At 71.8% G+C, this 26341-nt stretch carries 23 protein-coding genes and 1 riboswitch; of the genes, 10 read left to right on the top strand and 13 right to left on the bottom strand.

What is annotated here, in order from left to right; genetic code table 11:
* Window positions 1-8 precede the first annotated feature (8 nt).
* From SMD20_RS15135 to SMD20_RS15110, 6 genes are all read right to left on the bottom strand, one after another.
* A complete protein-coding gene (locus tag SMD20_RS15135) occupies window positions 9-3014 on the bottom strand; it encodes an FtsX-like permease family protein (RefSeq protein ID WP_329580791.1) in 3006 nt (1001 codons plus the stop codon).
* Complete coding sequence (locus SMD20_RS15130; RefSeq protein ID WP_329580789.1) at window positions 3011-3820, bottom strand: ABC transporter ATP-binding protein; 810 nt, start codon at window positions 3818-3820, stop codon at window positions 3011-3013. The genes SMD20_RS15135 and SMD20_RS15130 overlap by 4 nt, the downstream gene beginning before the upstream one ends.
* The gene (locus SMD20_RS15125) at window positions 3817-4482 is read right to left on the bottom strand and encodes an ATP-binding cassette domain-containing protein (protein ID WP_329580786.1); all 666 of its coding nucleotides are present in this window, start codon (window positions 4480-4482) and stop codon (window positions 3817-3819) included. Before SMD20_RS15125 ends, SMD20_RS15130 begins: the two co-directional genes overlap by 4 nt.
* 209 nt (window positions 4483-4691) lie before the next feature.
* Window positions 4692-6590: a PH domain-containing protein gene (locus SMD20_RS15120; RefSeq protein ID WP_329580783.1), complete on the bottom strand. Its 1899-nt coding sequence runs from the start codon at window positions 6588-6590 to the stop codon at window positions 4692-4694.
* 122 nt (window positions 6591-6712) lie between these two features.
* Entirely contained in the window at window positions 6713-7204 is a 492-nt protein-coding gene (locus tag SMD20_RS15115; protein WP_442942484.1) for a PH domain-containing protein, read from the bottom strand.
* Window positions 7201-7434, bottom strand: a complete 234-nt coding sequence (locus SMD20_RS15110; RefSeq protein WP_329580780.1) for a hypothetical protein — start codon at window positions 7432-7434, stop codon at window positions 7201-7203. Before SMD20_RS15110 ends, SMD20_RS15115 begins: the two co-directional genes overlap by 4 nt.
* A 110-nt stretch (window positions 7435-7544) precedes the next feature.
* On the opposite strand from SMD20_RS15110, the gene SMD20_RS15105 reads away from it, so the two are divergent.
* Together SMD20_RS15105 and SMD20_RS15100 are read left to right on the top strand one after the other, a co-directional pair.
* Complete coding sequence (locus SMD20_RS15105) at window positions 7545-9095, top strand: sensor histidine kinase (RefSeq protein ID WP_329580778.1); 1551 nt, start codon at window positions 7545-7547, stop codon at window positions 9093-9095.
* On the top strand, window positions 9092-9739 hold the full coding sequence (locus tag SMD20_RS15100) for a response regulator transcription factor (protein ID WP_329580776.1): 648 nt from the start codon (window positions 9092-9094) through the stop codon (window positions 9737-9739). Before SMD20_RS15105 ends, SMD20_RS15100 begins: the two co-directional genes overlap by 4 nt.
* 273 nt (window positions 9740-10012) lie before the next feature.
* On the opposite strand, the gene SMD20_RS15095 is transcribed toward SMD20_RS15100, so the two are convergent.
* Entirely contained in the window at window positions 10013-11074 is a 1062-nt protein-coding gene (locus tag SMD20_RS15095; RefSeq protein ID WP_329580773.1) for a phosphotransferase family protein, read from the bottom strand.
* Window positions 11075-11218: 144 nt separating this feature from the next.
* On the opposite strand from SMD20_RS15095, the gene SMD20_RS15090 reads away from it, so the two are divergent.
* From SMD20_RS15090 to SMD20_RS15065, 6 genes are all read left to right on the top strand, one after another.
* Entirely contained in the window at window positions 11219-12541 is a 1323-nt protein-coding gene (locus SMD20_RS15090; RefSeq protein ID WP_442942483.1) for an NYN domain-containing protein, read from the top strand.
* A gap of 113 nt (window positions 12542-12654) precedes the next feature.
* A complete protein-coding gene (locus SMD20_RS15085) occupies window positions 12655-13608 on the top strand; it encodes a C40 family peptidase (RefSeq protein WP_329580768.1) in 954 nt (317 codons plus the stop codon).
* Window positions 13609-13949: 341 nt separating this feature from the next.
* Window positions 13950-14115, top strand: a riboswitch (cyclic di-AMP (ydaO/yuaA leader).
* 73 nt (window positions 14116-14188) lie between these two features.
* Window positions 14189-14725, top strand: coding sequence for a C40 family peptidase (locus SMD20_RS15080; RefSeq protein WP_329580766.1), 537 nt, complete (start codon window positions 14189-14191; stop codon window positions 14723-14725).
* 94 nt (window positions 14726-14819) lie between these two features.
* Window positions 14820-15701, top strand: a complete 882-nt coding sequence (locus SMD20_RS15075) for a hypothetical protein (protein WP_329580764.1) — start codon at window positions 14820-14822, stop codon at window positions 15699-15701.
* Window positions 15702-15722: 21 nt separating this feature from the next.
* A complete protein-coding gene (locus tag SMD20_RS15070) occupies window positions 15723-17105 on the top strand; it encodes a M48 family metallopeptidase (protein ID WP_329580761.1) in 1383 nt (460 codons plus the stop codon).
* On the top strand, window positions 17102-18214 hold the full coding sequence (locus tag SMD20_RS15065; RefSeq protein WP_329580758.1) for a glycosyltransferase family 4 protein: 1113 nt from the start codon (window positions 17102-17104) through the stop codon (window positions 18212-18214). Before SMD20_RS15070 ends, SMD20_RS15065 begins: the two co-directional genes overlap by 4 nt.
* Before the next feature lie 4 nt (window positions 18215-18218).
* Here SMD20_RS15065 and SMD20_RS15060 read toward each other — a convergent pair whose 3' ends face one another.
* The 6 genes from SMD20_RS15060 to SMD20_RS15035 form a co-directional block, all read right to left on the bottom strand.
* Window positions 18219-19085 carry a carbohydrate ABC transporter permease gene (locus tag SMD20_RS15060; RefSeq protein ID WP_329580754.1) on the bottom strand — a complete coding sequence of 289 codons (867 nt, stop codon included), beginning with the start codon at window positions 19083-19085 and terminating at the stop codon, window positions 18219-18221.
* Window positions 19082-19957 carry a carbohydrate ABC transporter permease gene (locus SMD20_RS15055; protein WP_329580751.1) on the bottom strand — a complete coding sequence of 292 codons (876 nt, stop codon included), beginning with the start codon at window positions 19955-19957 and terminating at the stop codon, window positions 19082-19084. The genes SMD20_RS15060 and SMD20_RS15055 overlap by 4 nt, the downstream gene beginning before the upstream one ends.
* Window positions 19957-21303, bottom strand: a complete 1347-nt coding sequence (locus SMD20_RS15050) for an ABC transporter substrate-binding protein (RefSeq protein WP_329580748.1) — start codon at window positions 21301-21303, stop codon at window positions 19957-19959. The genes SMD20_RS15055 and SMD20_RS15050 overlap by 1 nt, the downstream gene beginning before the upstream one ends.
* A gap of 183 nt (window positions 21304-21486) precedes the next feature.
* Entirely contained in the window at window positions 21487-21861 is a 375-nt protein-coding gene (locus SMD20_RS15045) for a hypothetical protein (RefSeq protein WP_329580745.1), read from the bottom strand.
* Window positions 21862-22192: 331 nt separating this feature from the next.
* On the bottom strand, window positions 22193-22816 hold the full coding sequence (locus SMD20_RS15040) for a DUF6461 domain-containing protein (protein ID WP_329580742.1): 624 nt from the start codon (window positions 22814-22816) through the stop codon (window positions 22193-22195).
* A gap of 411 nt (window positions 22817-23227) precedes the next feature.
* Window positions 23228-24976 carry an AMP-dependent synthetase/ligase gene (locus SMD20_RS15035; protein WP_329580740.1) on the bottom strand — a complete coding sequence of 583 codons (1749 nt, stop codon included), beginning with the start codon at window positions 24974-24976 and terminating at the stop codon, window positions 23228-23230.
* 138 nt (window positions 24977-25114) lie between these two features.
* Here SMD20_RS15035 and SMD20_RS15030 point away from each other — a divergent pair, with 138 nt between their 5' ends.
* Window positions 25115-25882 carry a metallophosphoesterase family protein gene (locus SMD20_RS15030; protein ID WP_329580737.1) on the top strand — a complete coding sequence of 256 codons (768 nt, stop codon included), beginning with the start codon at window positions 25115-25117 and terminating at the stop codon, window positions 25880-25882.
* Between the two features lie 21 nt (window positions 25883-25903).
* Window positions 25904-26341, top strand: coding sequence for an SRPBCC family protein (locus tag SMD20_RS15025; protein WP_329580733.1), 438 nt, complete (start codon window positions 25904-25906; stop codon window positions 26339-26341).

Below are 26341 nucleotides of genomic sequence, written 5' to 3'. Positions count from 1 at the left end.
GCCGGCGCTCAGGCGGGGGCGTCGCGCAGGCGTTCGACCCGTACGCCGCGCAGCAGCAGCTCCGCCACCACCGCCGCGGCCACCAGGCTGAGCAGCAGTGCGGCGCCCACGACGAGCGCGACGGGCGCCGCCGCCACGTGGTGCGGCAGCGGCGGCGTCACCGGCGCCACGGCGAACTGCGGGATCCGGCCGAGCGCCGCCCAGGCCGCGAGCAGCCCCGCCGCCAGCCCGGCGAACGTGCCCGAGGCCACCGTGATCACCTGCTCCAGCAGCAGCGCGATCCGCAGCGCGGCCACCCTGGCGCCCGCCGCCTCCAGCGCGGCCAGCTCGTAGCCGCGTCTCCTGGCCGCCGTGTGCAGGGCGAGCACGGTCCGGCCGAGCGCGAGCGCGGCGGCGGCGAGCGCGGAGGCCAGCAGCAGCAACAGCGCCAGCCCCGGCCCCTGCCCGGTGAAGGACGCGGTCAGCTCCGTCACGGTCCGCCGCGACACCACCGACAGCCCCTGGCGTTCCAGCTCGCGTTCCAGTGCGGCGGTGTCGGACAGCCGGGTCCACACCTGGTGGACGGCCTTCTCGTGCACCCCGTACGCGATCCGGTCGGCCTGCTCCAGATCCATGAGGACGCCCGCGTCGGTCAGGCCGGGCCCGGCGGCCGAGGCGACGGCGGCGCGCACCGGCATGGCGTAGCTGTTGTCCAGGCCCGGCACCGCCTTCCTGCCGACGGGTCCGACGACGACGGCGGCCGGCTCCGGCGAGTACGTGTCCGGGCGCAGCGTCTGATTGCCGGCGTAGGTGACGGCGAACGTGCCCTCGCGCGCGTCCGGGTCCTCGTCCACCCGCCACGAGGGCAGCTCCAGCGACCGCCAGCGGCCCTGCTCGCGCACGGCCAGCCCGGCGACGGTCACCTGGACGAACGCGGGCTCCCTGTACTCGGGCGGCGGCACCGGCTCCCCGCGCAGGGCGCGCAGCTCGCACGCCTCACGCGCGCAGGCGGGAGGCAGGTTCCACATGTGCGTCCCGGACGTGCCGGACAGCTCGCCGAGCGGGAGCTGGGCGGCCCGCAGCGTGCCCGGCACGCGGAACACCGCCGACATCCGGATCCGCCAGCCCTCCGGCGGCCGGTCGTGCTGGAGCCGTACACGGAACCGGTCGCCGCGCACCCACACGCGCGGCGACCGCGGCCCCTGCACCGCGGCGGCGGCCTGCTCCAGCGACGTGCCCCCGGCCAGCGCGGGACGCCAGGCCGCGCCGATCGCGGCCAGCCGCGCCGGGTCGGCGGCGACCAGCTGCGGCGGTCCCGGTACCATGATCACGGGCGCGGCGGTCCGGCCGCCGGGGTCGGCGGCGGCCACGGCGGCGATCAGCTTGCGCGGCTCGACCGGCCGCACGGTGATCGCGGTGGCCGCCCCGTTGTGGAACCTGGCCGTCTCCGCGTAGTCGCCCGACGTCGCGCTCCACGCCGACACCGCGAACGTGGCCAGCCCGAACGCCGCCCCCAGCACCACCACGCTGCCCGCCGTGACCGGCCCCCGCGCCACCTGCCGCAGCGCCAGGAACGGCCCGAGCCCGCCCCGCCTGCGGGTCACCGCGAACAGCCGCCGGGTGAGCACCGGCAGCGCCCGCCCGGCCAGCAGCGCCACGCCGAGTGCGATCAGCCCCGGCACCGCCATCGCGCTCGAACCGCGTCCCGACACGTCGGTGAGCACGCCGGCGGCCAGCAGCTCGACCAGCCCCAGCGCGGTGATCGCCAGGACCACGGCGTCCAGCACCCAGCCGCGCGCCGAGCGGCGCGGGGTGCGCCGCCACTCCTCGGTGACCGGCTGGGTGGCCACCCGCCAGGCGACCGGCCCGGCGGCCAGCAGCCCGCCCAGCATGGCCGCCACCCCGGCCAGCGCGGCCGTGGGCGGGAAGGCCACGGGGATGCCGGGCGGCAGCAGCGCGCCGATCATCGCGCCCGCGGCGACGTGCCCGGCGAGCAGCCCGAGCGGCACCGCGGCGGCCAGCAGCAGCAGCGGCTCGGCCAGCGCGAACAGCCACACCCGGGTCCGGCGCAGGCCGCGCAGCCGGGCCAGCGCGATCTCCGGTCCGCGGGCGCGTACGAGATCGCCGACGGTCTGGAAGAGCAGCATCCAGCCGAGCCCGACGAGCTGGGCGATCACCAGGAGCGTCGGGACGCCGAGCGCGTCGGCGTTGGCGGTCATGACCTTGAGCGTGTCGGCCAGCCGGGAGAAGACGATGACCCGGCTGTCGCGGCCCGCCGCCTCGGCCGCGGTCTGCATGGCGCTCAGCCGGTCCAGGTCGGCGCCGTCGAGGCGGGCGGGATCGATGCCGATGACCGCGTAGTCGGTCCAGCCGCCCGACGTGTCGGCGGAGCCGATGGAGACGCCGGAGCTGACGATGTACGTGTCGAGCCGGGTCTGCGGCACCGTGAACAGGGCGTCCGCCTTGTTCGCGCTCGGCTCGCCGGTGGGGGAGAACAGCGTCCGGCCGAACCAGAACGGGTCGGCCGCCGAGCCGGGCCGGTAGAGCCCGACCACGGTGAGCGGCGCGGACTCGCGCCCCGTGGAGCCGGGGCCGCTCTTCATGACCGTCGTCAGCTCGACGGTCTCGCCCACCGCGAACCCGGTCGTCTGGCTCGCCATCACCTCGCCGCCGGCGCGCGGGCAGCGGCCCTCGGCGAGCGTCAGGTGCTCGCACTGCCCGTCCTGCCACACCAGCGAGAACGCCCGCTCGTCGTCACGCCGGCCGCTGGTGAGCTCCAAGCCGTAGATCGGGGCGGTGGTGAAGTCCGCGCCCGCCGTGAACGCCGCCACCTTGGCCTCGATGTCGCCCTCGGTGGTGGTGTAGCGCCAGCCGCGGCCCTCGACCGGGGCGGCCGCGAGCGCCTCCCTGGCGATGGTGGTGCGGGCTGCCGCGGCGTAGATCGGCCCGACGGCCGCCGAGGCGATCGGCACGATCGCGATGAGCAGCACGACCAGCGAGAGCGTGCGGCGTTCCCAGAGACCGCGCAGGATCACGGTTCGGCCCTCCGCAGCGCGATGCCGTCCTCCAGCTCCTCGATCCTGGCCATGGAGCCGGGCGGCAGCAGATGGTGGTATTCGGGCGGCACCTGCACGGCGCCCTCCCTGCCGACGACCACGAAGTCCTCGCCGCGCCGGCCCTCCGCCCCGACCCGGCCGTCCCTGATCGTCACCGTACGGTCCAGCGCCTCGCCCACGGCTGGATCGTGGGTGACCACGACGACGGTCGTGCCGTCGCCTGCGGCGTCCTGGACGAGCTCGATCACCCGCCGCCCGGACTCCTCGTCGAGCTGGCTGGTGGGCTCGTCGGCGAGCAGCAGCCTGGGGGCGTTGGCCAGCGCCACGGCCAGCGCGAGGCGCTGCTGCTCGCCGCCCGACATCCGGCCCGCCGGGCGGTCGGCCGCGTCCGCCAGGCCGACCCGGGCCAGCAGCTCGCGCGCCCGCCGCCGGTCCCGGCGGACGGCGCGCTGGGCGAAGGCGATGTTCTGGGCGGCGGACAGGTGACCGATGAGGTTGCGCGCGGGGTTCTGCAGCACCATGCCGATGTGCGTGGCCCGCAGCCGGTCCAGCCTGCGCTGGTCGAGCCGGCCGAGGTCCGCGCCGTCCAGCCACAGGCGGCCCGCGCTCGGCCGCAGCAGCCCGGCCAGCAGCCACAGCAGGGTCGACTTGCCCGCGCCGGACGGCCCGAGCAGCGCGACCGTCTCTCCCGCGCCGATGGTCAGGTCGACGTCGCGGAGCGCGACGACCTCGACGTCCTGCGCCCGGTAGATCTGTACGACGCCGTCGCACCTGACGAGGCTCACCGGCCCCTCCTCGCCCGCCGGGAGGTGGCCAGCGCCCGCAGCTCGACCACCCGGTCGCAGTGCTCGGCCACCTCCGGGTCGTGGGTGGCCAGCACCACCGTGGTGCCCTGCGCCGCGATCGCGAGCAGCTCGTCCAGGACGAGGGCGCGGTGCGTGGCGTCCTGCTCGGCCGTGGGCTCGTCGGCCAGCAGCACCCGGGGTCGCAGCGCCAGCGCCCGCGCCACCGCCACGCGCTGCTGCTGGCCTCCGGACAACTCCTCGACCAGGTGGTCGGCGAACCGCGCCACCCGCAGCCGGTCCAGCGCCTCCGCCGCCAGCCGCATCGCCTCGCGCGGAGGCCGGCCCGCCGCCCGCAGCGCGACCTCGACGTTCTCGGCCGCCGTGAGCAGGCTCAGCAGCCCGTACGACTGGAAGACCAGCGCCAGCCCGGCCCGCAGCTCCGGCTGCTCGTCCAGGGGCACGCCGTCGACCAGCACCCGGCCCGCGGCGGGCGGCAGCAGCCCGGCCAGGGTGGTGAGCAACGTCGTCTTCCCGGAGCCAGACGGACCCATGAGCGCCACACGCTCGCCCGGCTCGAACTCCAGGGTGAGACTCTCGATGATCGTACGCCCGCCGGCCCGGCAGCTCAGGGTGCGGCAGGCGAGCGCGGGTCCTGGCGACACCCGCGGATCATCTCTTGACCAGTGATCTCCGTCAACGGTTAATACGGCTGCAACTCGGTTGCAAGTGGGCCAAATACCGTTATGTCTGCAAGCACTTGAGCCGCGGGACCTGATTTGTCCAACACAGGGGCATGGGCAAAACAACGAGGTCACGCGGCTCTCTCTTTTCTCCCGGCGGTGCGGCCTCGCCCGCGGCATGCTGGGGCCGCTCACCTGGGCTCACGTGGCGGGGCCGCGTGCTGCCTGTGAGGAGGGCTCGCCCGGGGGTCTCGGGGCAGGCCCGCGTCTGGCCCGTCTGCCGGCCCGTCTGCCGGCCCGTCCGTCGGCCCGTCTGGCGGTCCGTCTGGCGGCCTGCTGGTCCGCCCGTCCGTCGGCCTGCTTGGTGGCCCGTCTGTCGCCCTGACGAGGAACGGCTCCAGCAGGCCCGGGGCCGCCTGCGCGGCCAGCTCCAGCCCGTCGCCGCGGCCCACGTCCAGGACGTCATAGTGGCCGTCACCCGCGGCGGTGGTGGCTGAGACCGTCACCAGGCCGGCCCGCCGCTGGAAGAACGATTCGGTGATCGTCCAGCCCGAGATGCCCGCTCGCTCCAGCGCGACCGTACGCCGCACCACCGCTCCGTGGCGGGTTACCAGATGCCGCCCGGCGAGGGCGTGCCCGAGACTCCGCGCCCCCGTCACGGCGCCCCACCAGGCCACCGGCGCCGCCACCGCCGGCACCGCCCACACCCAGGCCCACATCCAGGGCTGCGGCCACGGCACCGACCGGGACACCACCGCTGCCATGGCGGCAAGCACCACCACGGCCGCGACCGCGCGCACGACCCGCCGCCGCCGTGCCGCGGGCGGATGCCGTACCAGCGCGGTCTCCGGCCCGGTCCTGGCGTTCCCCCTGGCGATGATGCCGGCCAGGCGCCAGGCCAGAGGGCGAGGAAGCGGCGGGGCGAGCGCACCGACGTCCTCGTTCTCGCCGTCGGCGGTCTTGCCGATGCCGGTGGCGATCGCCTTGACACGCGCCCCGCCGCCCATCCGGAGCAGCAGCGGTTCGCTGATCTCCACGCCCCGCAGCCGCCGCTCCTCCAGCGTCAGCGAACGGGCGGTGAGCAGGCCGCGCCGCAGCCGGAGCCGTCCCGGCTCGCGGTCGAGCCGGTAGCGCCCCCACGACTCGGCGAACAGCAGCACCGCCCCGAGCGCCCCTACGGTGACGTTGGCGGTGAGCACCAGAACGACGGCGGGCAGCGGGTGAGCGGTCACCCAGTCCCACACCGGCGCGGCCGCCTGTTCGGCCAGGTCCTTCAGCCCCAGCCGCTCCGCCGCCTTGTAGGCCACACCCAGCACCACCGCCGCCCCGGCGAAGGTCCACACCGTCAGCGGCGCGTATCGGACCCACGACCACCGCAGCTCGGCCAGCGGCGCGTCGCGGTCCACCCCCTCGCCGGACTGCTCGTCCGCCGCCGCGCCGCGCAGCAGCGTACGGCGCAGCGTCTCGGCGTCGTGCCTGGTCAGCGGATCCAGCGTCAGCTCGTCACCGTCGGCTGTGCGCTCGCCGGTGCCGACCTTGACCACGGTCAGCCCGAGCAGCCGCAGCACCGGGTCGGCCCGCAGGTCCACGCTCCGCACCCGGTCGCGCGGAATCGCAAGGGCCCGCCGCACCACGATGCCGGATCGCAGCTCCAGCCTTTCGCCGGTCAGCCGCCATCGGGTGGACCTGAGCCGGGCCACGTCGTACGCCGCCACGCCCCCCACGATGAGCACCGCCGCCGCCGCGCACGCCGTGACCAGCCCCCATGTCGGCCAGCCGGCGCCGGTGAACAGGCGCACCAGCCCGATCACGGCGGGCGCCACAAGCGCCAGCGACTTGACGGCTGACGCCGCGACCGACCGCCCGGCCAGTGCCCGCCAGTCGCCTTCCTCCGCTGAGCGCCCGTCAGAGGGCTGCTGTCCGGCCTTGGTGGCAGTGCGTCCGGTCGCAGTGTGCGCTTGCGTGTCGTTGACGGTGCGTCCTGTTGCTGTGTGCGCTCGGGTGTCGTCCAGCGCGTGGCCGGTCGCCGTCCGCGCTCGGGTGTCGTCCAGCGCGTGGCCGGTTCCCGTCTGCGCTTGGGTGTCGTCCACAGTGGGCCCGACCGCCATCTGCGTTCGGGTGTCGTCCGAAGCGTGGCCGGTCGCCGTCTGCGCTTCGGTTTCATTCACACAGTGCCTGGGGGGCGGCTGCCCCCCAGGCTTGTCCGGGGTGGTCATGTCGCGTCTCCAGGTGTGGCCTGGGTACGGGCGGTCAGGCGTTCGGCCAGGTCGGCGGCGAGCTGGTGGTCGAGAGCCGCGATGGTGATCGCGCCCGCCGACGAGGCCGTGGTCACCGTCACGTCCGCCAGCCCGAACAACCGCTGCACCGGCCCCCGCGCGGTGTCGATCCGCTGGATGCGTGACATGGGCGCCACCTGCCAGGTGTGCGTCAGCCATCCCTTGCGTGTGTAGACGGCGTCGTCGGTGACCTCCCACCGCTCGACCCGGTAGTACGCCCGTGGCGCGGCCACCGCCAGCGCCAGGCAGCCCACCCCGAACGCCGCCACGACGAGCCCCAGACACACCGGCCGGTCGGTGAACGTCCAGTATGCCCAGCCCGCCGTCGCGGCCACCGGCACCATGAGGATCAGCCACTGCACCGTCCACCACGCGACCGCCCGCGGATCGGCGCGGTTGCGCGGCGGGCGCATCGACGTCTCTGTCACCTGCCCTCCTCCCCCTGCGTACGTGACACCGTGTCCGCGATGGAGAGCAGCACGAAGCCGAGCACGCCGATCACGATGGCCGCGAACACCTCGTGCCCCCGCAGGAACCCCAGATAGTTGGCCACGAGCAGCCGCTCGGTCCACGGCCACAGGCCGAGCAGCGAGTTGCCCAGGCCGGCCACGCCCTGCAGGAGCAGCAGCCAGCCGAGCACCGTCAGCACCGTTCTCACGGAATCAAGGCTCGCCCGCCCGCTGCCCGGCGCGCATCGTCCGCAGGTCTCGCATGGCATCGACTTTGGTCGCTATCGGCGCGACCTCGCAGGGCCTAACCTCGATGAACGTGAGCGACGTGCGGGCGGACGACGGGCCGGTGCCCGAGTACCGATGGGTGCTGCCTTCGGTGCTGCTCGGCGACGGCGGCGAGGGCCGGCCGGTGCGCCGCTCCACCCGCGACTGGATCGTGGACGTCGCGATCTTCCTGGTCGCCTGCGGCATCACGCTGCTCAGCCTGTCCGAGGTGCAGGACGAGCCGGAGCCGCTCCTGCTCACCGAGCAGGTGGTGGGCGCGCTGACGTGCGTGTCGGTGTGGTTGCGCCGCCGCTGGCCGGTGGGGCTCGCGCTGGTCCTGATGGTGCTCTCGACCTTCCTGGAGCTGGCCGGCGGTGCGGGGCTGGTGGCGCTGTTCACGGTGGCGGTGCACCGGCCGTTCAAGGTCTCCGGGCCGATCATGCTGCTCCACCTCCTGACGATCCCGCCGTACCTGTGGATCAGGCCGCAGGACGACATAGGGCCGCTGGAGTGGGGCGTCCTGGTGGCGGCCTTGCTGCTGACCGTCTGCGCCTGGGGCATCGTGGTGCGGGCCAGGCGCCAGCTCATCTGGTCGCTGCGTCAGCGCGCCGCGAGCGCCGCCGAGGAGGCCAAACGGCTCGAACGCGAGCGCATCGCCAGGGAGATGCACGACGTGCTCGCTCACCGCATCTCCATGCTCAGCCTGCACGCCGGCGCGCTGGAGTTCCGCCCGGACGCGCCCGCCGCCGACATCGCCCGTGCGGCCGGGGCGATCCGGGCCAACGCCCACCTCGCCCTTCAGGACCTCCGCCAGGTGATCGGCGTGCTGCGCCATCCCGGCTCCGAAGGCGGTGACGACCAGGTGCCCGACCGGCCGCAGCCCACGCTCGCCGACCTGCCGTCGCTGGTCGAGGAGTGCCGCCAAGCCGGCATGGACGTACGGCTGGAGCAGCGGGCGGGCAACGCGCCGGACGGGCTGGGCCGCAACGTCTACCGCATCGTGCAGGAGGCGCTCACCAACGCACGCAAGCACGCCGCCGGGCAGCCGGTCACCGTGACCGTGGCCGGCGCCCCGGGCGAGGAGCTGTCGGCGGAGGTCCGCAACCCGCTCGGCGCCCGCCACCTCCCGCGCCTCCCGGGGGCGGGCGCAGGGCTCATCGGGCTGGCCGAACGAGCGGAGCTGGCCGGCGGCCGGCTGGAGCACGGCCCGACGCCGGAGGGGGAGTTCGTGGTGCGCGCCCGGCTGCCATGGCCGGAAGAGGCGGCGGCTGAAACGGCAGGCCGGGCGACGGAAATGGCGGCGGCGGAAAAGGCGGCGGCGGGGGAGACGGCAGGTCCGGCGGCGGAAAAGGCGGCGGCGGGGGAGACGGCAGGTCGGGCGGCGGGGGAAGCGGCGGCGGGAGAGGCGGCGGAGCAGCCGGTCGCGCGGGTGGTGGGGCAGGCGGCTGATCAGGCGGCGGGTGACACTGCAGGTCGGGTGACGGACAAAGCTGCGGGAGAGACGGCAGCGCAGATGGCGGGGGTGACGGCGGGGCAGGTGGCGGGGGCGGCAGCGCAAGTGGCGGGGGAGATGGTGAGGGAGAAGGCGGGGGAGAGGCTGTGATCAAGGTGCTCGTGGTCGACGACGACGCGATGGTACGTGCCGGCCTGTCGATGATCCTGGGCGGTGTCGATGACATCGCCATCGTGGGTGAGGCCGCCGACGGGGCGGAGGTGCCGCCGCTGGTCGCCGAGCACCGGCCGGACGTGGTGCTCATGGACATCCGCATGCCGGCCGTGGACGGCCTCACCGCGACCGAGGCCCTGCGGGCGACGGCGGCGCCGCCCGAGGTGGTGGTGCTGACCACGTTCCACGCCGACGCGCAGGTGCTGCGGGCGTTGCGCGCGGGGGCGGCCGGGTTCTTACTCAAGGACATCGCCCCCGCCGATCTGGTGCAGGCGATCAGGAAGGTCGCGGCGGGCGAGCCGATCCTGTCGCCCGCCGTGACGCGGCAGCTCATCACGCACGTCTCCGACGGCGGCGCGGGGGAGCGCACCGCACGGGCCCGGCGGCTGCTCGCCCGGCTCAGCGAGCGCGAACGGGAGGTGGCGATGGCCGTGGGGCAGGGCCGTTCCAACGCCGAGATCGCGCGCGAGCTGTACATGAGCGTGCCCACGGTCAAGGCGCACGTCTCGCGCATCCTCACCAAGCTGGCCCTCAACAATCGGGTCCAGGTGGCGCTCCTGGTCTACGACGCTGCGGCCTGACCCATCCGGTGGGCTGACCATGCGGTGATTCAGTCCGTCTGGTGGGCTGATTTGAGCGTGCGGCGGGTCTGCCTATCCGGCTGGCTGATACGAGTGACGGTTCAGCCCATTCGGCGGGCTGATCAAGCGGCGGGTCGGCTCATCCCGTGGGCTGATTCAAGCGGCGGCCCAGCCCATTCAACGAGCTGACCGAGTGGCGGGCCGGCCTGACCGGTGGGGCTGGCCGAGCGGCGGCCGGCCCAACTGCCGGGCTGATCCGGTCGGTGGGCCGGGTCAGGTGGTGAGTAGTTGCTCGATTGTTGCGCGGTGCAGGACGAGGTCGTCGGGGTCGTCCGGGTCGGGCTGCTCGCCGAAGTGGACCCTGCGCTGCCAGATCCTGGCCATGATGATGCCGTGGCGCAGGGCCGCGTACATCTCGTAGAAACCCATGTCGCGCGGCTCGTGGCCGGTCAGTTCGCGGTAGGTGCGGCAGACGTCCTCGGTGCGCATGAAGCCGGGCATGCCGGGCAGCCCCATGGCGACGGTGAGGTCCTGGAAGAAGCGGTGCAGGAAGATCATCCAGGAGAGGTCCAGCTCGCGCGGCCCCACCGCGGCCATCTCCCAGTCGAGCACCGCGACCGGCACGAAGTCCCGGAACATCAGGTTGCCGATGCGGGCGTCGCCCCAGAGCAGCACGTCCGGGCCGGGCCGTTCCGGCCAGTGCGCCTCCAGCCAGGCGAAGGCCCGCTCCAGCAGCGGGATGGGACGCTTGCCGTGCGCCCACCGGTAGTAGGCGTACTGGGCGTCCACGTGCGCGCGCAGGCCCGGGGGGCCGAAAGCGGCCAGTTCGTCCGGGGTGAACGGGGTCCGGTGCAGCGCGGCCACGACGCCGACGCTGGCCTCCTGCAGCCTGCGCTGGTCCTCGGGGGGCGCCTCGCTCAGCCAGCCGCCGAACGTGTACGGCAGCACGTCCGGCGGCACCAGCCCCTCGGCCCGCTCCATGACGAAGAAGGGGGTGCCGAGCGGCGCCGGGTCCGGCTCGAACCAGAGGGTCCTGGGCGCTGGAATCCCAGCTTTTTCCCTGGCCAAACGCATGATCTCGAACTGCGACCGCAGATCGTACTCGGGGAAGACCGGAACCGCTTCTCCCGCAGGTGCCAGCCGTGCCACGCAGCGGGTACGCCGTCCCTCCCAGGTCGCGGTGAAGAACAGGGTCTCGCTCGACATGCCGTTGTCGGTGGGGCGGTCCAGCTCCGACACGGAGGCGTCCACGCCGACCTTGCCGCGCAGCCACGCGGTCACTTGCTCGCGGAGTTCCTCCAGGTCACGGGTGGAAGTACGCATCTGCTCCGTCACGGTGGGCCTCCCGGGTGAACACCTGCCGTTCACCTGTCGTACACCCCCGACCAAGCGCTCGTCCATACACAGGCGGCCGTTACGGTCAGGTACGCGGCAGCCGTACCCTTGTCTGAAAGGGCATGTCACGAAGGGACAAGTGGGATGAGTTCAGCGGGTGAAGGCTTGTCTCGCCCGCTTCCCGAGCAGGTACGGCTCAATGTCGTGGACCTGGCGGCCACGGTTCTCGGGACGCTGCCCGCTGTCTCCATCCCGCCGCCGCTGCGCGGGATCGCCAAGTTCGAGGCGCGCAAGAGGGCCAAACTGGGCAGCGCGCCCATCGCCGCGCAACTGGAGAACGACAAGAAGTTCCGCGAGCTGGTCGCCGAGTCGGTGGCCGCCGGCTGGCCCGAGCTGGTCGCCTCGCTGGCCGACGGCCAGGTCCCGCCCGCGGCCGACCCCGTGCTGGTGGCCGCGGCCGCCTACCTCACCCGGCCGCCCGGCTGGGAGGAGATGATCGAGCTCGCCCGGAGCGATCTCCAGCAGTCCGCTGCGGCGGCCGAGGGCTCCGAGCGCGAGGAGGTGGTCTCCCGGCTGCGCGAGCAACTCGCGGCGCAGAAGAGCGCCGCCAAGGAGGAGGCCGACCGGCTGCGCGAGCAGCTCAAGACCGCCCGCGCCGAGAACTCCGACCTGCGGCGCAAGCTCCACGACGCCCGCGAGCGGGCCAAGGCCGCGCTCGCGAGGACCGAGGAGATGGAGCGCGTGGCCGAGGAGGCCCGCACTGCCGCCGTGGCCGCGGGCAGCGCGGGCGAGTCCGAGCTGCGGCGGCTGCGTGAGCGGCTGGCCGACGTCGAGAAGCAGCTGGAAGCCTCGCGCCGGGCCGCCCGCGAGGGCCGCAGCCTGGAGGATGCCCGCATCCGGGTGCTGCTCGACGCCCTGCAGGACGCCTCGGCCGGGCTGCGCAGGGAGCTCGGCCTGCCGGCGACCATCAGCCGGCCCGCCGACTCGGTCGCGGCCCATCCGGGCGAGCGGCCGGGCGTGCGCGGCGTGCCCGCGCGGGCGCTGGCCGACGACGACCCGCAGCTGCTCGACCAGCTCCTCGCGATCCCGCAGATCCACCTCATCATCGACGGCTACAACGTCACCAAGACCGGCTACGGCACGCTCACCCTGGCCGACCAGCGCAACCGCCTCATGACCAACCTCGGCGGGCTGGCCGCGCAGACCCGGGTCGAGATGACCGTCGTCTTCGACGGGGCCGAGCTCAACGCCCCCGTGCAGGTCGTGGCGCCGCGCGGGGTGCGGGTGCTCTTCAGCGACCCCGGGGAGATCGCCGACGACCTCATCCGGCAGCTCGTCCGGGTCGAGCCGCCGGGGCGGGCCATCGCCGTCGTGTCCTCCGACCGTGAGGTGGCCGAATCGGTACGGCGCATGGGAGCCAGACCGGTTCCGTCTGCTCTGCTGTTGCGCCGGCTTGGTCGCGCCTAGATTACGAATTTAAGGTTTTACCCATTGAGGTGAGACCTCACCCGCCACTTCTGTACTATTCGCCCCAGATGTTTACCCTGGGAGGCGACGCAGTGAGGTTTGGTCGGGTACCGGTGGCCGCGGGGATCGCGTTCGGGCTGGTGCTTACCCCCACCGGGGCCGCGATCGCCGATCCCAAACCAACGCTCGCGCAGGCCAAGGCCAAGCTGGAGAAGCTCAACGACAAGGCGGACAAGGTCGTCGACCGCTACAACACGGCCACGGAGCGGTACAAAAAGGCGAAGTCCACCTACACGGACCTCAACGACAGCTACAAGCGCAAGCTGGCCACCGTCGCCGACCTGCGCGCCCAGGTGATCAGCATGGCCGTCGACAGCTACCAGCTCGGCGGCGACGTCACGTCCCTGCCGGGCTTCCTCGGCGCCGACGATCCCGACGACTTCCTCGCCCGCCTCGCGCTGACCGGCCAGATCTCCAAGGAACGGGCCGAGAAGCTGAACGCCTTCGACCGGGAGAACCGCGGGCTCAAGGCCGAGCGGGACAAGGCGGAGAAGGCCCTGGAGTCGGCCGACAAGGAGCGCGACGGGGTCCAGAAGGAACGCGCGGAGATCCTCAAGCTGATCGCCCAGCAGAAGAAGCTGCTGGAGAAGCTGAACGCCTACAACCCGGGCAACCCGAACAGCACCGGCATGAAGTACACCGGCTCCGCGTCGGGCAACGCGGCCTCGGTGCTGCGCTTCGCCTACGCGCAGGTCGGCAAGCCGTACGTGTTCGGGGGGACGGGGCCGGGCGGCTGGGACTGCTCCGGTCTGACGCAGGCGGCCTGGCGGGCCGCGGGCGTCTCGCTGCCGCGTACGACGTGGCAGCAGTGGGCCTGGGGGGCGAACCGCCGGGTGAGCATCGACGCGCTGCAGCCCGGGGACCTCATCTTCAGCGAAGGACTGGGGCACGTCAGTATCTACGCGGGCAACGGGCAGATCGTTCACGCACCGCAGACGGGCGACGTCGTGAAGGTCGTCAAGCTGTCGGCCTACGGGCGGCGGCTCGTCGGCGCCATCCGTCCCTGAGGCCCGTCCGTACGTCCTCCGCGTCGGCGCGCGGTGCCCTGTTGCTGCCGGGAAAACTGTGACGAAAGTGACAAATCGCCCCTTACTGGACCCTGTCCTGAGAATTGTGAGTATGGTCACATTCCGGTAACGGAGCATGCTCGCCGAGCAGGGGTTTCGATCCTGACTCGACCCCTTGTCTGATCTTGACAAGCCGCCGTCCGCTTTGCCGATTCGTGACGCGTCGGCGTAGCTTCTGGCGTCGCGGTGACACGCCATGTCGCCGCCGATCTCCATCGGTCCCACCCGATGACAATCCGCCGGTCGCCTCCCGTACATCCCCATGAGCAACACCTCGACGGGGCGGCGACCTGCCGAATCCGTGCAGCCAGGAGGCACGGAGCCGGGGAACCACCGATCCCTCTCCCTAGGGGATCAGGGGTGAATCGGCGCTGCTCGAAAGCGCCGTAGGGCTACTTCCAGGCCCGAATCCGTCAGCTAACCCGGTAGGCGTTCGTGGAAGACTCAAGGAGAAATCCTGTCTACCTCCCCGCATAACCCCCGTCTGTCCCGCCTTGCCCTGAGTGGCGCGGCGCTCACCATGACCGTGACGGCCGGAGGTGTCATCCTCCATGCCCCGGCGGCTCAGGCGACGACGACGAGCGACGCGGCCACGACCTCCACGACCACGGTGCAGACCACCACGAAGTCGTCGAAGTCCGCCAAGGCCGTCAAGACCGCCAGGTCGGCCAAGGCGCGCAAGGTCGCTCGGCAGCAGGCGAAGGCCCACCGGGCCGTCGCCGTGGCCAAGAACCAGATCGGGGACCCGTACCGCTACGGCGGCACCGGCCCCGGTTCGTTCGACTGCTCCGGACTCGTCCAGTACGCCTGGAAGAAGGCCGGAATCAGGCTCCCGCGCGTGGCGAGCAGCCAGTTCGCCCGCACCCGGACGAAGGTCTCCTGGAAGAAGCTCAAGCCAGGCGACCTGATGTTCTTCAACGGGCTCGGCCATGTAGGCATGTACGTCGGCAAGGGCAAGATGATCCACTCGCCCAGGACAGGCGAACGGGTACGTATCGACAAGCTGAGCGGATGGCGTAAATCGTCCTTCGTCGGCGCGGTCCGTCCCGGTATGTGACCACAGCCCCGCCCCGATCCCCGTACGGGATCGGGCGGGGCTGTCGCCTTTTCGCACCCCGGGCACCCGTCCGGCCCGGCTACCATCGAGCATCGTGTCCGACCAGGTGAGCCGACGCCGACGAGCCGCACCGGCGGCTCTCCTGCTCCTGGCGCCGCTCCTCGTCGCTCTCGCCCTCGTCCCGGCCGCGAGCGCGCCGATCGCGGCCGCTCCCGCGCTGCCCGCGGGCGCGCGCGGGCTGTGGCCGGGGGAGTCCGTCACCGTCCGTGGAACGCGGTCAGTCGTCGTCGGCCGGGCGGCCCAAGTGGCCTCAACCGCCGCACGCGCCTCCGCCGAGCCCGTCTCGCTCGCCGAGCTGGCGCGACTGGCCGACACGGCCGCGCTCCGCGTCGGAACGGTCCTCGGCGAGCCCGTACGCCCCCTCGTCGTCGTCCCCGCCTCGGCCGCCGAGGCGGCCCGCCTGGCCGGGACCGGCCCGATCGACGGCCTGGCCGCGCTCGCGGACGGCGACCGGGTGCTCGTCGTCCCCGAGGTCTTCGCCCGCCTCAACCCCACCGGCAGAGACGTCGTCCTCGCCCACGAGCTCACCCACGTCGCCGCCGGCACCGACCGCCTCCCGGTCTGGCTGTACGAGGGTTTCGCCGACTACGTTGGCTACCGCGACTCGGGGCTGCCCGTACGGACGGCCGCCGCCGAACTGGCGGACGAGGTGCGCGCGGGACGCCTGCCCGCCGAACTGCCCGGCCCCGCCGCCTTCGCCGCGGACGGGAGCGACCCGGCGCGGCTCGCGCGGGCGTACCAGGAGGCCTGGCTGGCGTGTCGCTTCCTCGCCGACCGGTTCGGTGAGGGGACCCTGGTACGGCTCTATCGTGAAGCCCGGGTGGACGGCGCCGACCGGGCACTCGCCGGGCTCGGGCTCTCCACGGCCACGCTGACGGCCCGGTGGCGCGCGTACGTGCGCGAACAGCTCGCGTAAGAGCGTAAGAGGGGGAGGCAGATGAGCGAACGCCGGCAGCCGGACGGCGCCACGCCCGCGGGCGACGGCGGCGATCGGGCCGTGAGTGACGGCGGCGATCGGGCCGTGAGCGGCGGGCCCGCCTACGACGGCAGGGCCGACTACGGCCGCCCCGACGACGAGGTCCGCCTGCGCCGCCAGGCCGCGCTCGCGCTGGCCGCACTCGCCGCCCTCGTCCTGGCCGTGGCCGCACTCACCACGCCCTGGCGGGCGCTGCTGACCGCCGGGGAGCCACCGGACCCGGCCCGCGACTTCACCGCCGCCCAGCTCGCCCGCTCCCAGGCGTTCGACGCCGCGACGAGCCTGCCGAGCTACCTCTCCCTGGCCCTGACCGTCCTCGTGGCGGGCCTCCTGGTCGCCACCCCGCTCGGCGCGCGGGCGACCGGGTGGCTGCGCGGCCCGTGGTGGCTGCGGACGATCCTGGGCGTGGTGGTGATCGCCGCGGCCACGCAGGCGCTCCGCTGGCCCCTCGGCATGTGGTTCGAGACCGTCCTGCGCGAGTACGGCCTGTCCACGCAGACCTGGCCGTCCTGGAGCGGCGACCGGCTGAAGAACGCGGCCGTCGAGGCGTTCCTGCTCGCCCTCATGGTGGTGGTGCTGGTGGCGCTGGCGCGCCGGTTCCGGCGCTGGTGGATCCCGGCGGCCGCGGGCGCGTTCGGCCTCACGGTGGCGGCCTCGTTCGTCTATCCCGTGGTGTTCGAGCCGATGTTCAACGACTTCACCCCGATGCGCGCGGGCCCGCTGCGCACGAACCTGCTGGCGATGGCCGCGCGGGACGGCGTACCGGTGGAGGATGTGCTGGTCGCCGACGCCTCACGTCGTACGACGGCGCTCAACGCCTACGTCTCCGGCTTCGGCGCCACCCGCCGCGTCGTCGTCTACGACACGCTGCTGCGCGCCCCGGAGGCGGAGGTGGAGCTGGTGGTCGCGCACGAGCTGGGCCACGCGAAGCACGACGACGTCCTGCACGGCACGCTGCTGGGCGGTCTGGGCGCGGCGCTGGGCGCCGTCCTGCTGTTCCTGATCTTCGACCTGGTACGCCGCCGCGCCGCCGTCCCCTCGATCGCCGACCCGCGCGCGGCCGGGGCGCTGGTGGGCCTGATGAGCCTCGGCACCCTCCTCCTCGGCCCCGTCCAGAACGTGGTGAGCCGGCACGTCGAGGCGCGGGCCGACCTGCACACGCTGGAGCTGACGAGAGACCCGGCGACGTTCGTGGCCATGCAGAAACGCCTCGCCATTTCCAACATTTCCGACTTGTCGCCTGATGCGGTGGAATATGTCCTCTATGCCTCCCATCCCCCCGGACCCGAACGCATCGCCATGGCCCGCGCGTGGGCGAGACTGAACGGCGTCAACGCGCCGTGACCCACTCCGCCACAGATCCGGACACCAGGGTGGTCGTCGTCACGAACGACTTCCCGCCGCGGCCGGGCGGGATCCAGTCGTTCGTGCACGGGCTCGCGCTCCGCACGCCGGGGGTCGCGGTGTACGCACCCGCCTGGCCGGGCTGCGAGGAGTTCGACCGGCGCCAGCCGTACCCCGTCGTACGGCACCCGACCCGGCTCATGCTGCCGACCCCCGACGTGGCGCGCCGAGCCGCCCGGCTGGTGGCCGAGCACGGCGCGCGGACCGTCGTCTTCGGCGCGGCGGCGCCCCTCGGCCTGCTCGCGCCGCACCTGCGCCGGGCCGGCGCGCGGCGCGTGGTGATGCTCACCCACGGCCACGAGGCGTCGTGGGCGAGCGCGCCGGGCTTCCGCGCCGTGCTGCGCAGGATCGGCGCGCACGCCGACGTGGTGACCTACCTCGGCGACTACACCCGCCGCCGGCTGGAGGCCGCGATCCCGCCGGGCAAGCTCGTCCGGCTGGCCCCCGGCGTGGACGCCGGGCAGTTCCGCCCCGGCCTGCCGGGGGCCGCCGTGCCGGGGCTCGCGGGCCGTCCCGTGGTGGTCTGCGTGTCGCGGCTGGTGCCGCGCAAGGGCCAGGACCGGCTCATCGCGGCCTGGCCCCGGGTGCTACGGGCGGTGCCGGACGCCGTCCTGCTGCTGGTGGGCGGCGGGCCGTACCGGGGGAAGCTGGAGCGGCTGGCGGGCGGGCACCCCTCCGTCCGCTTCACCGGCACCGTCCCCGCCGCGGACCTGCCGGGCTACTACGCGGCGGCCGACGTGTTCGCGATGCCGTGCCGTACCCGCTGGAACGGCGTGGACGTGGAAGGGCTCGGCATCGTGTTCCTGGAGGCGTCCGCGACGGGGCTGCCCGTGGTGGCCGGGGCGTCGGGCGGCGCGCCGGACGCCGTACGCCCCGGCGAGACCGGCCTCGTCGTGGACGGCGAGAACCCCGCCGAGATCGCCCAGGCCGTCGTCGAACTGCTCACCGATCCCGACAAGGCGCGCAAGATGGGCGCCAACGGCCGCGAGTGGATCACGAGGGAGTGGACGTGGGAGCAGGTGGCGGCCCGCTTCCACGCCCTCCTCTAACGGATCACCCCTTGGTCGCGCCCAGGGTCAGCCCGGCCACGAACTGCTTGTGCAGGAGCTGGAAGACGATCAGTGTCGGCAGCGCCACCAGCACCGAGCCGGCGGCCAGCAGGTTGTAGTCGGTGAAGAACTGGCCGCGCAGGTTGTTCAGCGCCGAGGTGACGGGCAGCTTGTCGCCCGACGACATCAGCACCAGCGCCCACAGGAAGTCGTTGTACATCCAGGTGAACTGCAGCGTGGCCAGCGCCGCCAGCACCGGCCGGCACAACGGCATGGTCAGCCGCCAGTACCGCTTCCACACGCTCGCCCCGTCCACCAGCGCCGCCTCGGTGATCTCCTCCGGGATCGTACGCATGAAGTTCGCCATGACGAACACGCAGAAGCCGAACTGGAACGCCACGTGGACGAGGATCAGCCCGAGGTAGGAGTCGTAGAGCGACTGCGAGTCCGACAGCCACGCGGGCAGCGGGACCATCGTGTAGAGCGTGTAGAGCGGCGTGATGAGTACCTGCGGCGGCAGCAGGTTGCCCGCGGTGAACACGATCAGCAGCGTCCGGCGGCCGGGGATGCGCAGCCGCGCGATCGCGAACGCCGTGAACGACGCCAGCAGCAGCGTGAGCACCAGGGCCGGGATCACGATGATCAGCGTGTTGAGGTAGTAGCGGGGCAGCTCGGCCTGGCTCCACGCCTCGCCGTAGTAGCCGAGGGTCAGCCGCTCCGGCAGCGAGAAGTAGCCCAGGCGGGCCGTCTCGTCGTACGGGCGCAGCGACGCGTACACCGCCAGCGCCAGCGGCAGCAGCCAGCCCAGCGCCACCAGCGCGAGGAAGACGTGCAGGAGGACGCGCAGCGGCCGCACCCGCGCGGCCGTCATCGCTCCTCCCCCCGGAACAGCTGCGACAGGTACGTCACGATGAACCCCAGCGAGATGACCAGCAGGATCACCGCGATCGCCGAGCCGAACCCGATCCGGCTGGCCTCGCCCACGATGTTCTCGGTGACCAGCACCGACAGCAGCTCCAATCCGTTCCTGCCCTTGTTGATGGCGTAGACGATGTCGAAGGCCCGCAGCGCCTCGATCACCGTGATCACCAGCACGATCACGTTGACCGGCCGCAACGTCGGGAACACCACGCGGAAGAACGCCTGGCGCTCGTTCGCCCCGTCGATGGCCGCCGCCTCCTTCAGCGCCGGATCGACCGCCTTCAGCCCCGCCAGGTAGATGATCATGACGTAGCCGACGTGCCGCCAGCCCGCCGCGACCATGACGACCCAGATGTTGACCGCACGGTCGCCGAGCCAGTCCACGTGCAGGCCGCTGACCGCGTTCAGCACGCCGTAGTCGGAGGAGAAGACGAGCTGGGCGATGAAGCCCACGACGGCCAGCGACAGCACGACCGGCATGTAGAGGGCGCTCTGGTAGACGCGCGACATCCGCAGCCGCCGGTCCAGCAGCACCGCGCAGAACAGCCCGAACGGCGTGGCGACCAGCCCGAGGAAGGCCAGCCACAACACGTTGTTGCGGACGGCCGACCAGAACGGCGGGTACGTCCCGGCCAGATCCTCGTAGTTCCGGCCGCCGATCCACTCGATCGGGCCGATGCCGTTCCAGTCGGTGGCCGACAGGCCGACGCTGGCCAGCGTGGGCCCCCAGACGAGGCCCACGTTGACGACGATGGCCACCCCCAGCCCGGCGACCAGGATGGTCACGTCGCGGGCGGAGTAGCGACGGGTCTTCGCGGTCATCAGCGGAAGATGGTGGCCTTCTGCTTCTCGATGCTCGCCAGCAGCGGATCGATCTCGTCCGGTTTGCCGACGAACGACTGCAGCGAGGGGATCATGACCGTGGAGGCGAAGTCGGGCCGGGTGTCGCGGTCGAGGAACTGGGCGATGTGCTTGGCCTGCGACACCAGCTCCGCGCCGCGCTTCTGCAGTGCGCTGTAGCCGGAGGTGTCGGCCTTGGAGTTGGAGGCGAGCGTGCCCGGGTCGAGGCCCGTGGCGATGTTCTGGGACGAGGCCTGGGCGAGCTGCTTGATCAGCGCCTTGGCGCCGTCCACGTTCTTGGCCTTGGCCGAGACCATGTAACCGTCGATCGGGGCGTCGATGGAGTCGGTGCCGTAGGCCGGGTTGATCTCGGGGAAGGTGAAGAAGTCGAGGTCGTCGCGGTCGGCCTCGGGGAACTGCTGGGCGACGAACATGCCGAGCAGGTACATCCCGGTCTTCTTCTGCGCCAGCGACTGCGCGGCCTCCTGCCAGGTGCGGCCCAGCGCCGCCGGCTGGTGGTACTCCATCAGCCCCCGCCAGGTGTCGAACACCTGCCGGACCTTCGGGTCGGTCCACGACTGCTTGCCCTGCATGAGCTGGATGTGGAAGTCGTAGCCGTTCGTCCGCATGTTGAGGATGTCGAACGTGCCCATGGCCGGCCAGCCGTCCTTGTCGGCGAACGCGATCGGGATCAGCCCGTCGGCCTTCATCTTCCTGGCCAGCGCGGTGAGCTCGTCCAGCGTCTTGGGCGGCTGGTAGCCCTTCTCCTCCCAGACGCTCTTGCGGTAGAAGACGGCCCACGGGTAGTAGGTGGACGGCACGAAGTACTGCTTGCCGTCCACGCCGGTCGACTGGTCCTTGAACGCCTGCGTGAAGTCGCCGCCGATGTCGCGCCACACGTCGGAGATGTCGAGGGCGAGGCCCTGCTCGGCGAAGAACTGCATGCGGTAGCCGGCGAACCAGGTGAACACGTCGTCCGGCGTGCCGCGCAGGTAGCGGTTGATGTTCTCCTGGAACGTGTTGTGGTCGACGGTGTTGACCTTGACCGCGCCCTGCGTGAACGCCTTGATCTGGGCTTCCAGCGACTTCTTCGGCACCTCGTCGGAGGCGTTGGAGCCCAGCGTGACGGTGCCGAGTCCGCCGGAGGACGAACCGCCGGGAGCGGGGGAGGGGGCGTCGGATCCGCATCCGGCGAGAATGGCCGGGACGCCGAACGCGGCGGCGCCGAGGAACAGGGATCGGCGGGACAGCGGCGTCGAACCACTGGAGGATGACGCTGTCGACGATGGAATGGCGACATGGCGGGTCAACGGCGGCCGATGGTCCATGTGAGGTCCTCCTACCCGAACCTTCAGATTCCCCCGACTTCGCGCACTTTCATACATCGAAAAGCCAACATTTCCCACTTGTCAACGCACGATTTCATGACAAAGCCCCCACATGGCAGCTACGTACGCATACGAAAGGGCGGGCCCGCCCGACGCGGACCCGCCCTTTGCGCGTTGCCTGGATCAGGCGGCCTCCAGCCTCCGCTGAATGCCGACCAGCACGCCCAGCATCTGCTGCTGCGTCTCCTGTATGCCGCCGAGCCGGCTCTCGACCGCGTCGAGGCGGCTGTCCACAGTGTCGAGGCGGTTGTTCACCGTGTCGAACTTGCCCTCGAACTTGGCGTCCATGACCTTGATGCGCGAGCCGAGGAGCTGGAGCTGGGCGTCGACCGACGAGAACCTGAGCTCGACCTTGGCGTCGAGGCTCTTGAGCCGCCTGCCGACGCCGTTGATGCGCTCGGTGAGGTCCTGCGCCAGCTCACGCTGGTCCGCCCGGATCTGAATGAGCTCGTTCTCCAGAGCCGTGGTGAACGCGGGGCCCGCTTCCTTGATGTCCATGCCGTTCTCCCTTACCGTGAGGTAAGGGACCGGGGATGCTTCAGATTCCCGGTCCCGTTTTCTTTGCCGCAAGAATACCCCGATAGTGACCGCGAGAAAGCCGGAATCGAAAGAAGATTCCCCTGGTCAGGCGGTATATAGGCGATTAAATCGGATTTAATCCGCCCTTTTTAAGAGGTCAGTTACCCGCGCCGTACAGCTCCTCGATCTGCCCGGCGGAATCGCGCAGCACGAGGTCCGCTCTCCTCGGTGATGTCCTGCTCCAGGGCCGCCCTCGTGACGAAGTGCCCGCCGGGCGGACGGTCGCCGAGCTGCGTACGGTGGGTTCTGCTCACCTCGATCCAGGAACGACTCCGCACAGGTAAGTGGACTCCTCCAGCAGTCGCGGCGTCATCGTGATCCCGGTGAGACGCTCGGCCAGGAGGAACGCCGGTCCTTCGTGGGGGTAGGCGATCGGGTGGACGGGGGAGCCGATCCGCTCCAGGATCTCTACGAGTTCGTCCGGCCTCTCCTCTGAGTAGCTTTCATGGGGCCGGAACATGAACTGGATCTTCCCGTCTTGGATCCAGTGGGAATAGCCTTCCTGGTACGCGAACTCGAACCGGATCTTCCCGTCGTCGATCCAGTAGAAGTAGTCCATGTCGTCGACGTCGAGGTAGAAGTGGGAGACGAGACGGGTGCCCGCCGACAGCGGCATGATGATCTCTTCGTCGACGCCGAGCCCGCTGCAGGCCTCGACGAGGAGTACCCAATCCCCAATGGCGACGGCTCCGAAGGTCTGCCGCCGGATCAGCTCATCAAGCGTCACGAGAGAGCACTCTTCAACCCGGACGCCGAGTCGGGTCACCACTTCCTCAGGCGTCAGGCCGCGGACGTAGGTGAAGCAGTAGGCGTCCGCCAGGCCGGGGAAGCGCTCGGGGGAGAACCAGGAGTAGTCGTCAGGAGTCGCGATCATCCCGTCATGCTCGCAGCACCCACCGACACAAGTCTTCCACCAGGACAAATCCATCACACGGACGGTCGCGGCGTGCGGGAGGTGCAGAATCCAGCTGATCAAACGATCACCCCTCGCGTTGGCCGTATGCCAGTGCAGCTCATCCAGCGCGCCCGCAACCGAGCTTCCTGCTTCGGCGTAGTCCGCGTCGGCACGTAGCGGTTCGATCCGGCCCGTGACGGGCTCACCTCAGCGCGGGAATGGCCGCATGAGGCTCCGGCTGCACCGGATCCGCGGTCAGGAGGAGCGTCTGTCGAGCGCTTTCAACCCGCGCTCGAGATCGAAAGGTGGGTCTTGCTGTCTTTCCATGGAAGCGGTGGACAGGGCATGCTCATCCCCGCCCGGCTTCCGAGAGCTCTTTCCGGGGCTGGATCAGTGCCCGCCGTACAGCTCCTCGATCTGCCCGGCGAAATCGCGCAGCACGAGGTTGCGCTTGACCTTGAGCGTCGGCGTCAGGTGCCCGCTCTCCTCGGTGATGTCCTGCTCCAGGATCGCGAACTTCTTGATCTGCTCGGCCTTCGACACCGACTGGTTCGCCCGGTCCACCGCGGCCTGGACCTCGGCCAGCACCTCGGGGTCCGTACGCAGCTCGGCCACCGTCCGCCCGGCGGGCACCGCCTCCGGGTCCAGGGTCACGAGCGCGGCCACGAAGGGACGGCCGTCGCCGACGACCATCGCCTGGGAGATCAGCGGATGGGCCCGCAGCAGGTCCTCCAGCGGCCCCGGCGCGACGTTCTTGCCGGCCGCCGTCACCAGGATCTCCTTCTTGCGCCCGGTGATCCGCAGGTAGCCGTCGTCGTCCAGCTCGCCCACGTCGCCCGTGCGGTAGAAGCCGTCGGCGTCGAGGGCCTCGGCGGTCGCCGCCTCGTTCTTCCAGTAGCCGGCGAAGACGTTGCGCCCCTTGGCCAGCACCTCGCCGTCGTCGCCGATGCGCAGCGTGACGCCGGGCAGCGGCTTGCCCACGGTGCCGATCTTGTTGGCGCCCGGGATGTTGACCGAGCACGGCGCGGAGGTCTCGGTGAGGCCGTAGCCCTCGAAGACCTCGATGCCGACGCCCTTGAAGAAGTGGCCGAGCCGCTCGCCCAGCGCCGACCCGCCCGACACGGCGGCGGTCAGCCGCCCGCCGGTCGCGGCGCGCAGCTTGGAGTAGACGAGCCGGTCGAAGACGGCCTTGCGCAGCCGCAGCCCGAGCGGCGCGCCACCGGCGCTCTCGGCCCGGCTCCAGGCCACCGCCACCTCGACGGCGCTGGCGAAGATCTTGCCCTTGCCGCCCGCGATGGCCTTCTGCTCGGCCCCGTTGTAGACCTTCTCGAACACGCGCGGCACGCCCAGCAGGAACGTCGGCTGGAAGTCCTGCAGGTCGGGGGCGACGTTCTTCATGTTCGGGGTGTGCGCCATGATCGCGCCCGCCTCGACGAGCACGACCTGGATCATCCGCGCGAAGATGTGCGCCAGCGGCAGGAACAGCAGCGCGGCCGGCTCCTTGCGGGAGAACAGCGGCTCCAGCGGCCCCCGCAGCACGTTGAGCGCCGTGAACAGCAGGTTGTCGTGCGTGATCCGGCAGCCCTTGGGCCGGCCCGTGGTGCCGGAGGTGTAGACGATCGTGGCGAGGTCGGCGGCGCAGACGCGGCCGCGCCGCTCGTCCACCTCGGAGGCGGGCACGTCGGCGCCGAGCGGCGGCGCGTCGACGCGCCAGACGGACTTCAGCTCGGGCGCGGCCTCGCGCACCGTCTCCTCGTGCGCGTCCAGCTCCACGAACGCGGCCTTGGCCTCGCTGTCGGAGAGGATCCAGCGCACCTGGTCGGCCGAGGAGGTCTCGTAGATCGGCACCGTGACCGCGCCGATCGACCAGATCGCGTAGTCGACGAGCGTCCACTCGTAGCGGGTGCGGGACATCAACGCCACCCGGTCGCCGTGCTCCACGCCGGCCGCGATCAGCCCGCGGGCCACCGCCACCACCTGGTCGCGGAACTCCGACGCGGTGACCGCGGGCCACCCCGCGTCGGTCTTGCGGCGCATGACGACGACGCCGGGTTCCTGCTCGGCCCGCCGGAAGACCGTGTCGGCCAGGCCGGCCGAGGCAGGCACGTCGACCAGGATCGGGACGCTGTACTCGCGCACGGATCAACTCCTCTTCGAAGGACGCCTGGACGTTATCGCGTTAAGTTACGCGCCGGTAGCCTCGCAGGTCACGTCGTCATGGAGGCGTTATGAAGGGCATTCATCACGCTAGCAGTCACCGCTCGTAAGATTTCCCCCATGCGGGTCCATGTGGTGAGCGACGTCCACGGCAGGGCCGATGCCCTCGCCACCGCCGGGCAGGGCGCCGACGCGCTGATCTGCCTCGGCGACCTGATCCTGTTCATCGACTACGACGACCACGCGCAGGGCATCTTCGCCGACCTGTTCGGCCGGGAGAAGGCCGCCGAGTTCATCGGGCTGCGCACGGCCAAGCGGTTCGACGAGGCCAGGGCCATGTCGGCGGCCCTGTGGGCGACGCTCGACGGCGACCCGCGCGAGCACATCGAGCGCAACGTCCGCGCCCAGTACGCCGGCCTGTTCGCCGCCATGCCCACCCCCGCCTACCTCACCTACGGCAACGTGGACCTGCCCCGCCTGTGGGCCGACTACCTGCGCCCCGGCCACCAGGTGCTCGACGGCCAGAGCGTGGAGATCGGCGGGCTGCGCTTCGGGTTCGTGGGCGGCGGGCTGAAGACGCCCTACCGCACCCCCAACGAGATCAGCGACGAGGAGTACGCCGCCAAGGTCGAGGCGGTCGGCGAGGTGGACGTGCTGTGCTGCCACATCCCGCCCGCCCTGCCCGAGCTGCTCTACGACGTCGTGGCCCGGCGCTTCGAACGCGGCAGCGAGGCCACGCTGGAGGCCATCAGGCGCACCCAGCCCCGCTACGCGCTCTTCGGCCACGTCCACAACCCGCTGCACGCCCGCGCCCGCGTGGGCCGCACCGAATGCGTCAACGTGGGCCACTTCCGGGGGAAGGGCGTTCCCTTCATCCTCGAATGGTGACCCGACCGGTACGGTGTCCTCATGGCTGATCGCACCACTTCGAGCATCACCATCGACGCCGCTCTCGCCGACGTCATGGCGGTCATCGCCGACTTCCCCCGCTACCCGGAGTGGGCCGGGTCGATCAAGAGCGCCGAGGTCCTCGGCGAGGGTGACGACGGCCGGGCGAGCAAGGTCCGCTTCGTCCTGGACGCCGGGATGATCAGCGACACCTACACCCTCGGCTACACCTGGGACGGCGACGAGGGCGTCGCCTGGGAGGTCGTCGATCCCGGCCGGATGGTCTCGCAGCTGCGCGGAAGTTACCGTCTCGCCGCGTCGGGCAGTGGCACCGGCGTGACGTACGAGCTGGCCGTCGACCTCAGCGTGCCGATGATCGGCATGATCAAGCGCAAGGCGGAGAAGGTGATCGTGGACACCGCGCTCAAGGGCCTCAAGAAGCGCGTCGAAGGCCGCTGA

The organism is Nonomuraea sp. LP-02, assembly GCF_036289125.1.
Classification (GTDB): domain Bacteria; phylum Actinomycetota; class Actinomycetes; order Streptosporangiales; family Streptosporangiaceae; genus Nonomuraea; species Nonomuraea bangladeshensis.
The sequence above is the reverse complement of the archived record's forward strand: the minus strand, read 5'-3'. Positions and strand labels throughout refer to the sequence as shown.

Excerpts from the sequence above, each read along its gene's own strand:
- SMD20_RS15090 (WP_442942483.1), top strand. The coding sequence starts at position 11,219 with ATGAGTTCAGCGGGTGAAGGCTTGTCTCGCCCGCTTCCCGAGCAGGTA.
- SMD20_RS15080 (WP_329580766.1), top strand. The coding sequence starts at position 14,189 with ATGACCGTGACGGCCGGAGGTGTCATCCTCCATGCCCCGGCGGCTCAG.
- SMD20_RS15070 (WP_329580761.1), top strand. The coding sequence starts at position 15,723 with ATGAGCGAACGCCGGCAGCCGGACGGCGCCACGCCCGCGGGCGACGGC.
- SMD20_RS15060 (WP_329580754.1), bottom strand. The coding sequence starts at position 19,085 with ATGACGGCCGCGCGGGTGCGGCCGCTGCGCGTCCTCCTGCACGTCTTC.
- SMD20_RS15055 (WP_329580751.1), bottom strand. The coding sequence starts at position 19,957 with ATGACCGCGAAGACCCGTCGCTACTCCGCCCGCGACGTGACCATCCTG.
- SMD20_RS15050 (WP_329580748.1), bottom strand. The coding sequence starts at position 21,303 with ATGGACCATCGGCCGCCGTTGACCCGCCATGTCGCCATTCCATCGTCG.
- SMD20_RS15045 (WP_329580745.1), bottom strand. The coding sequence starts at position 21,861 with ATGGACATCAAGGAAGCGGGCCCCGCGTTCACCACGGCTCTGGAGAAC.
- SMD20_RS15040 (WP_329580742.1), bottom strand. The coding sequence starts at position 22,816 with ATGATCGCGACTCCTGACGACTACTCCTGGTTCTCCCCCGAGCGCTTC.
- SMD20_RS15030 (WP_329580737.1), top strand. The coding sequence starts at position 25,115 with ATGCGGGTCCATGTGGTGAGCGACGTCCACGGCAGGGCCGATGCCCTC.
- SMD20_RS15025 (WP_329580733.1), top strand. The coding sequence starts at position 25,904 with ATGGCTGATCGCACCACTTCGAGCATCACCATCGACGCCGCTCTCGCC.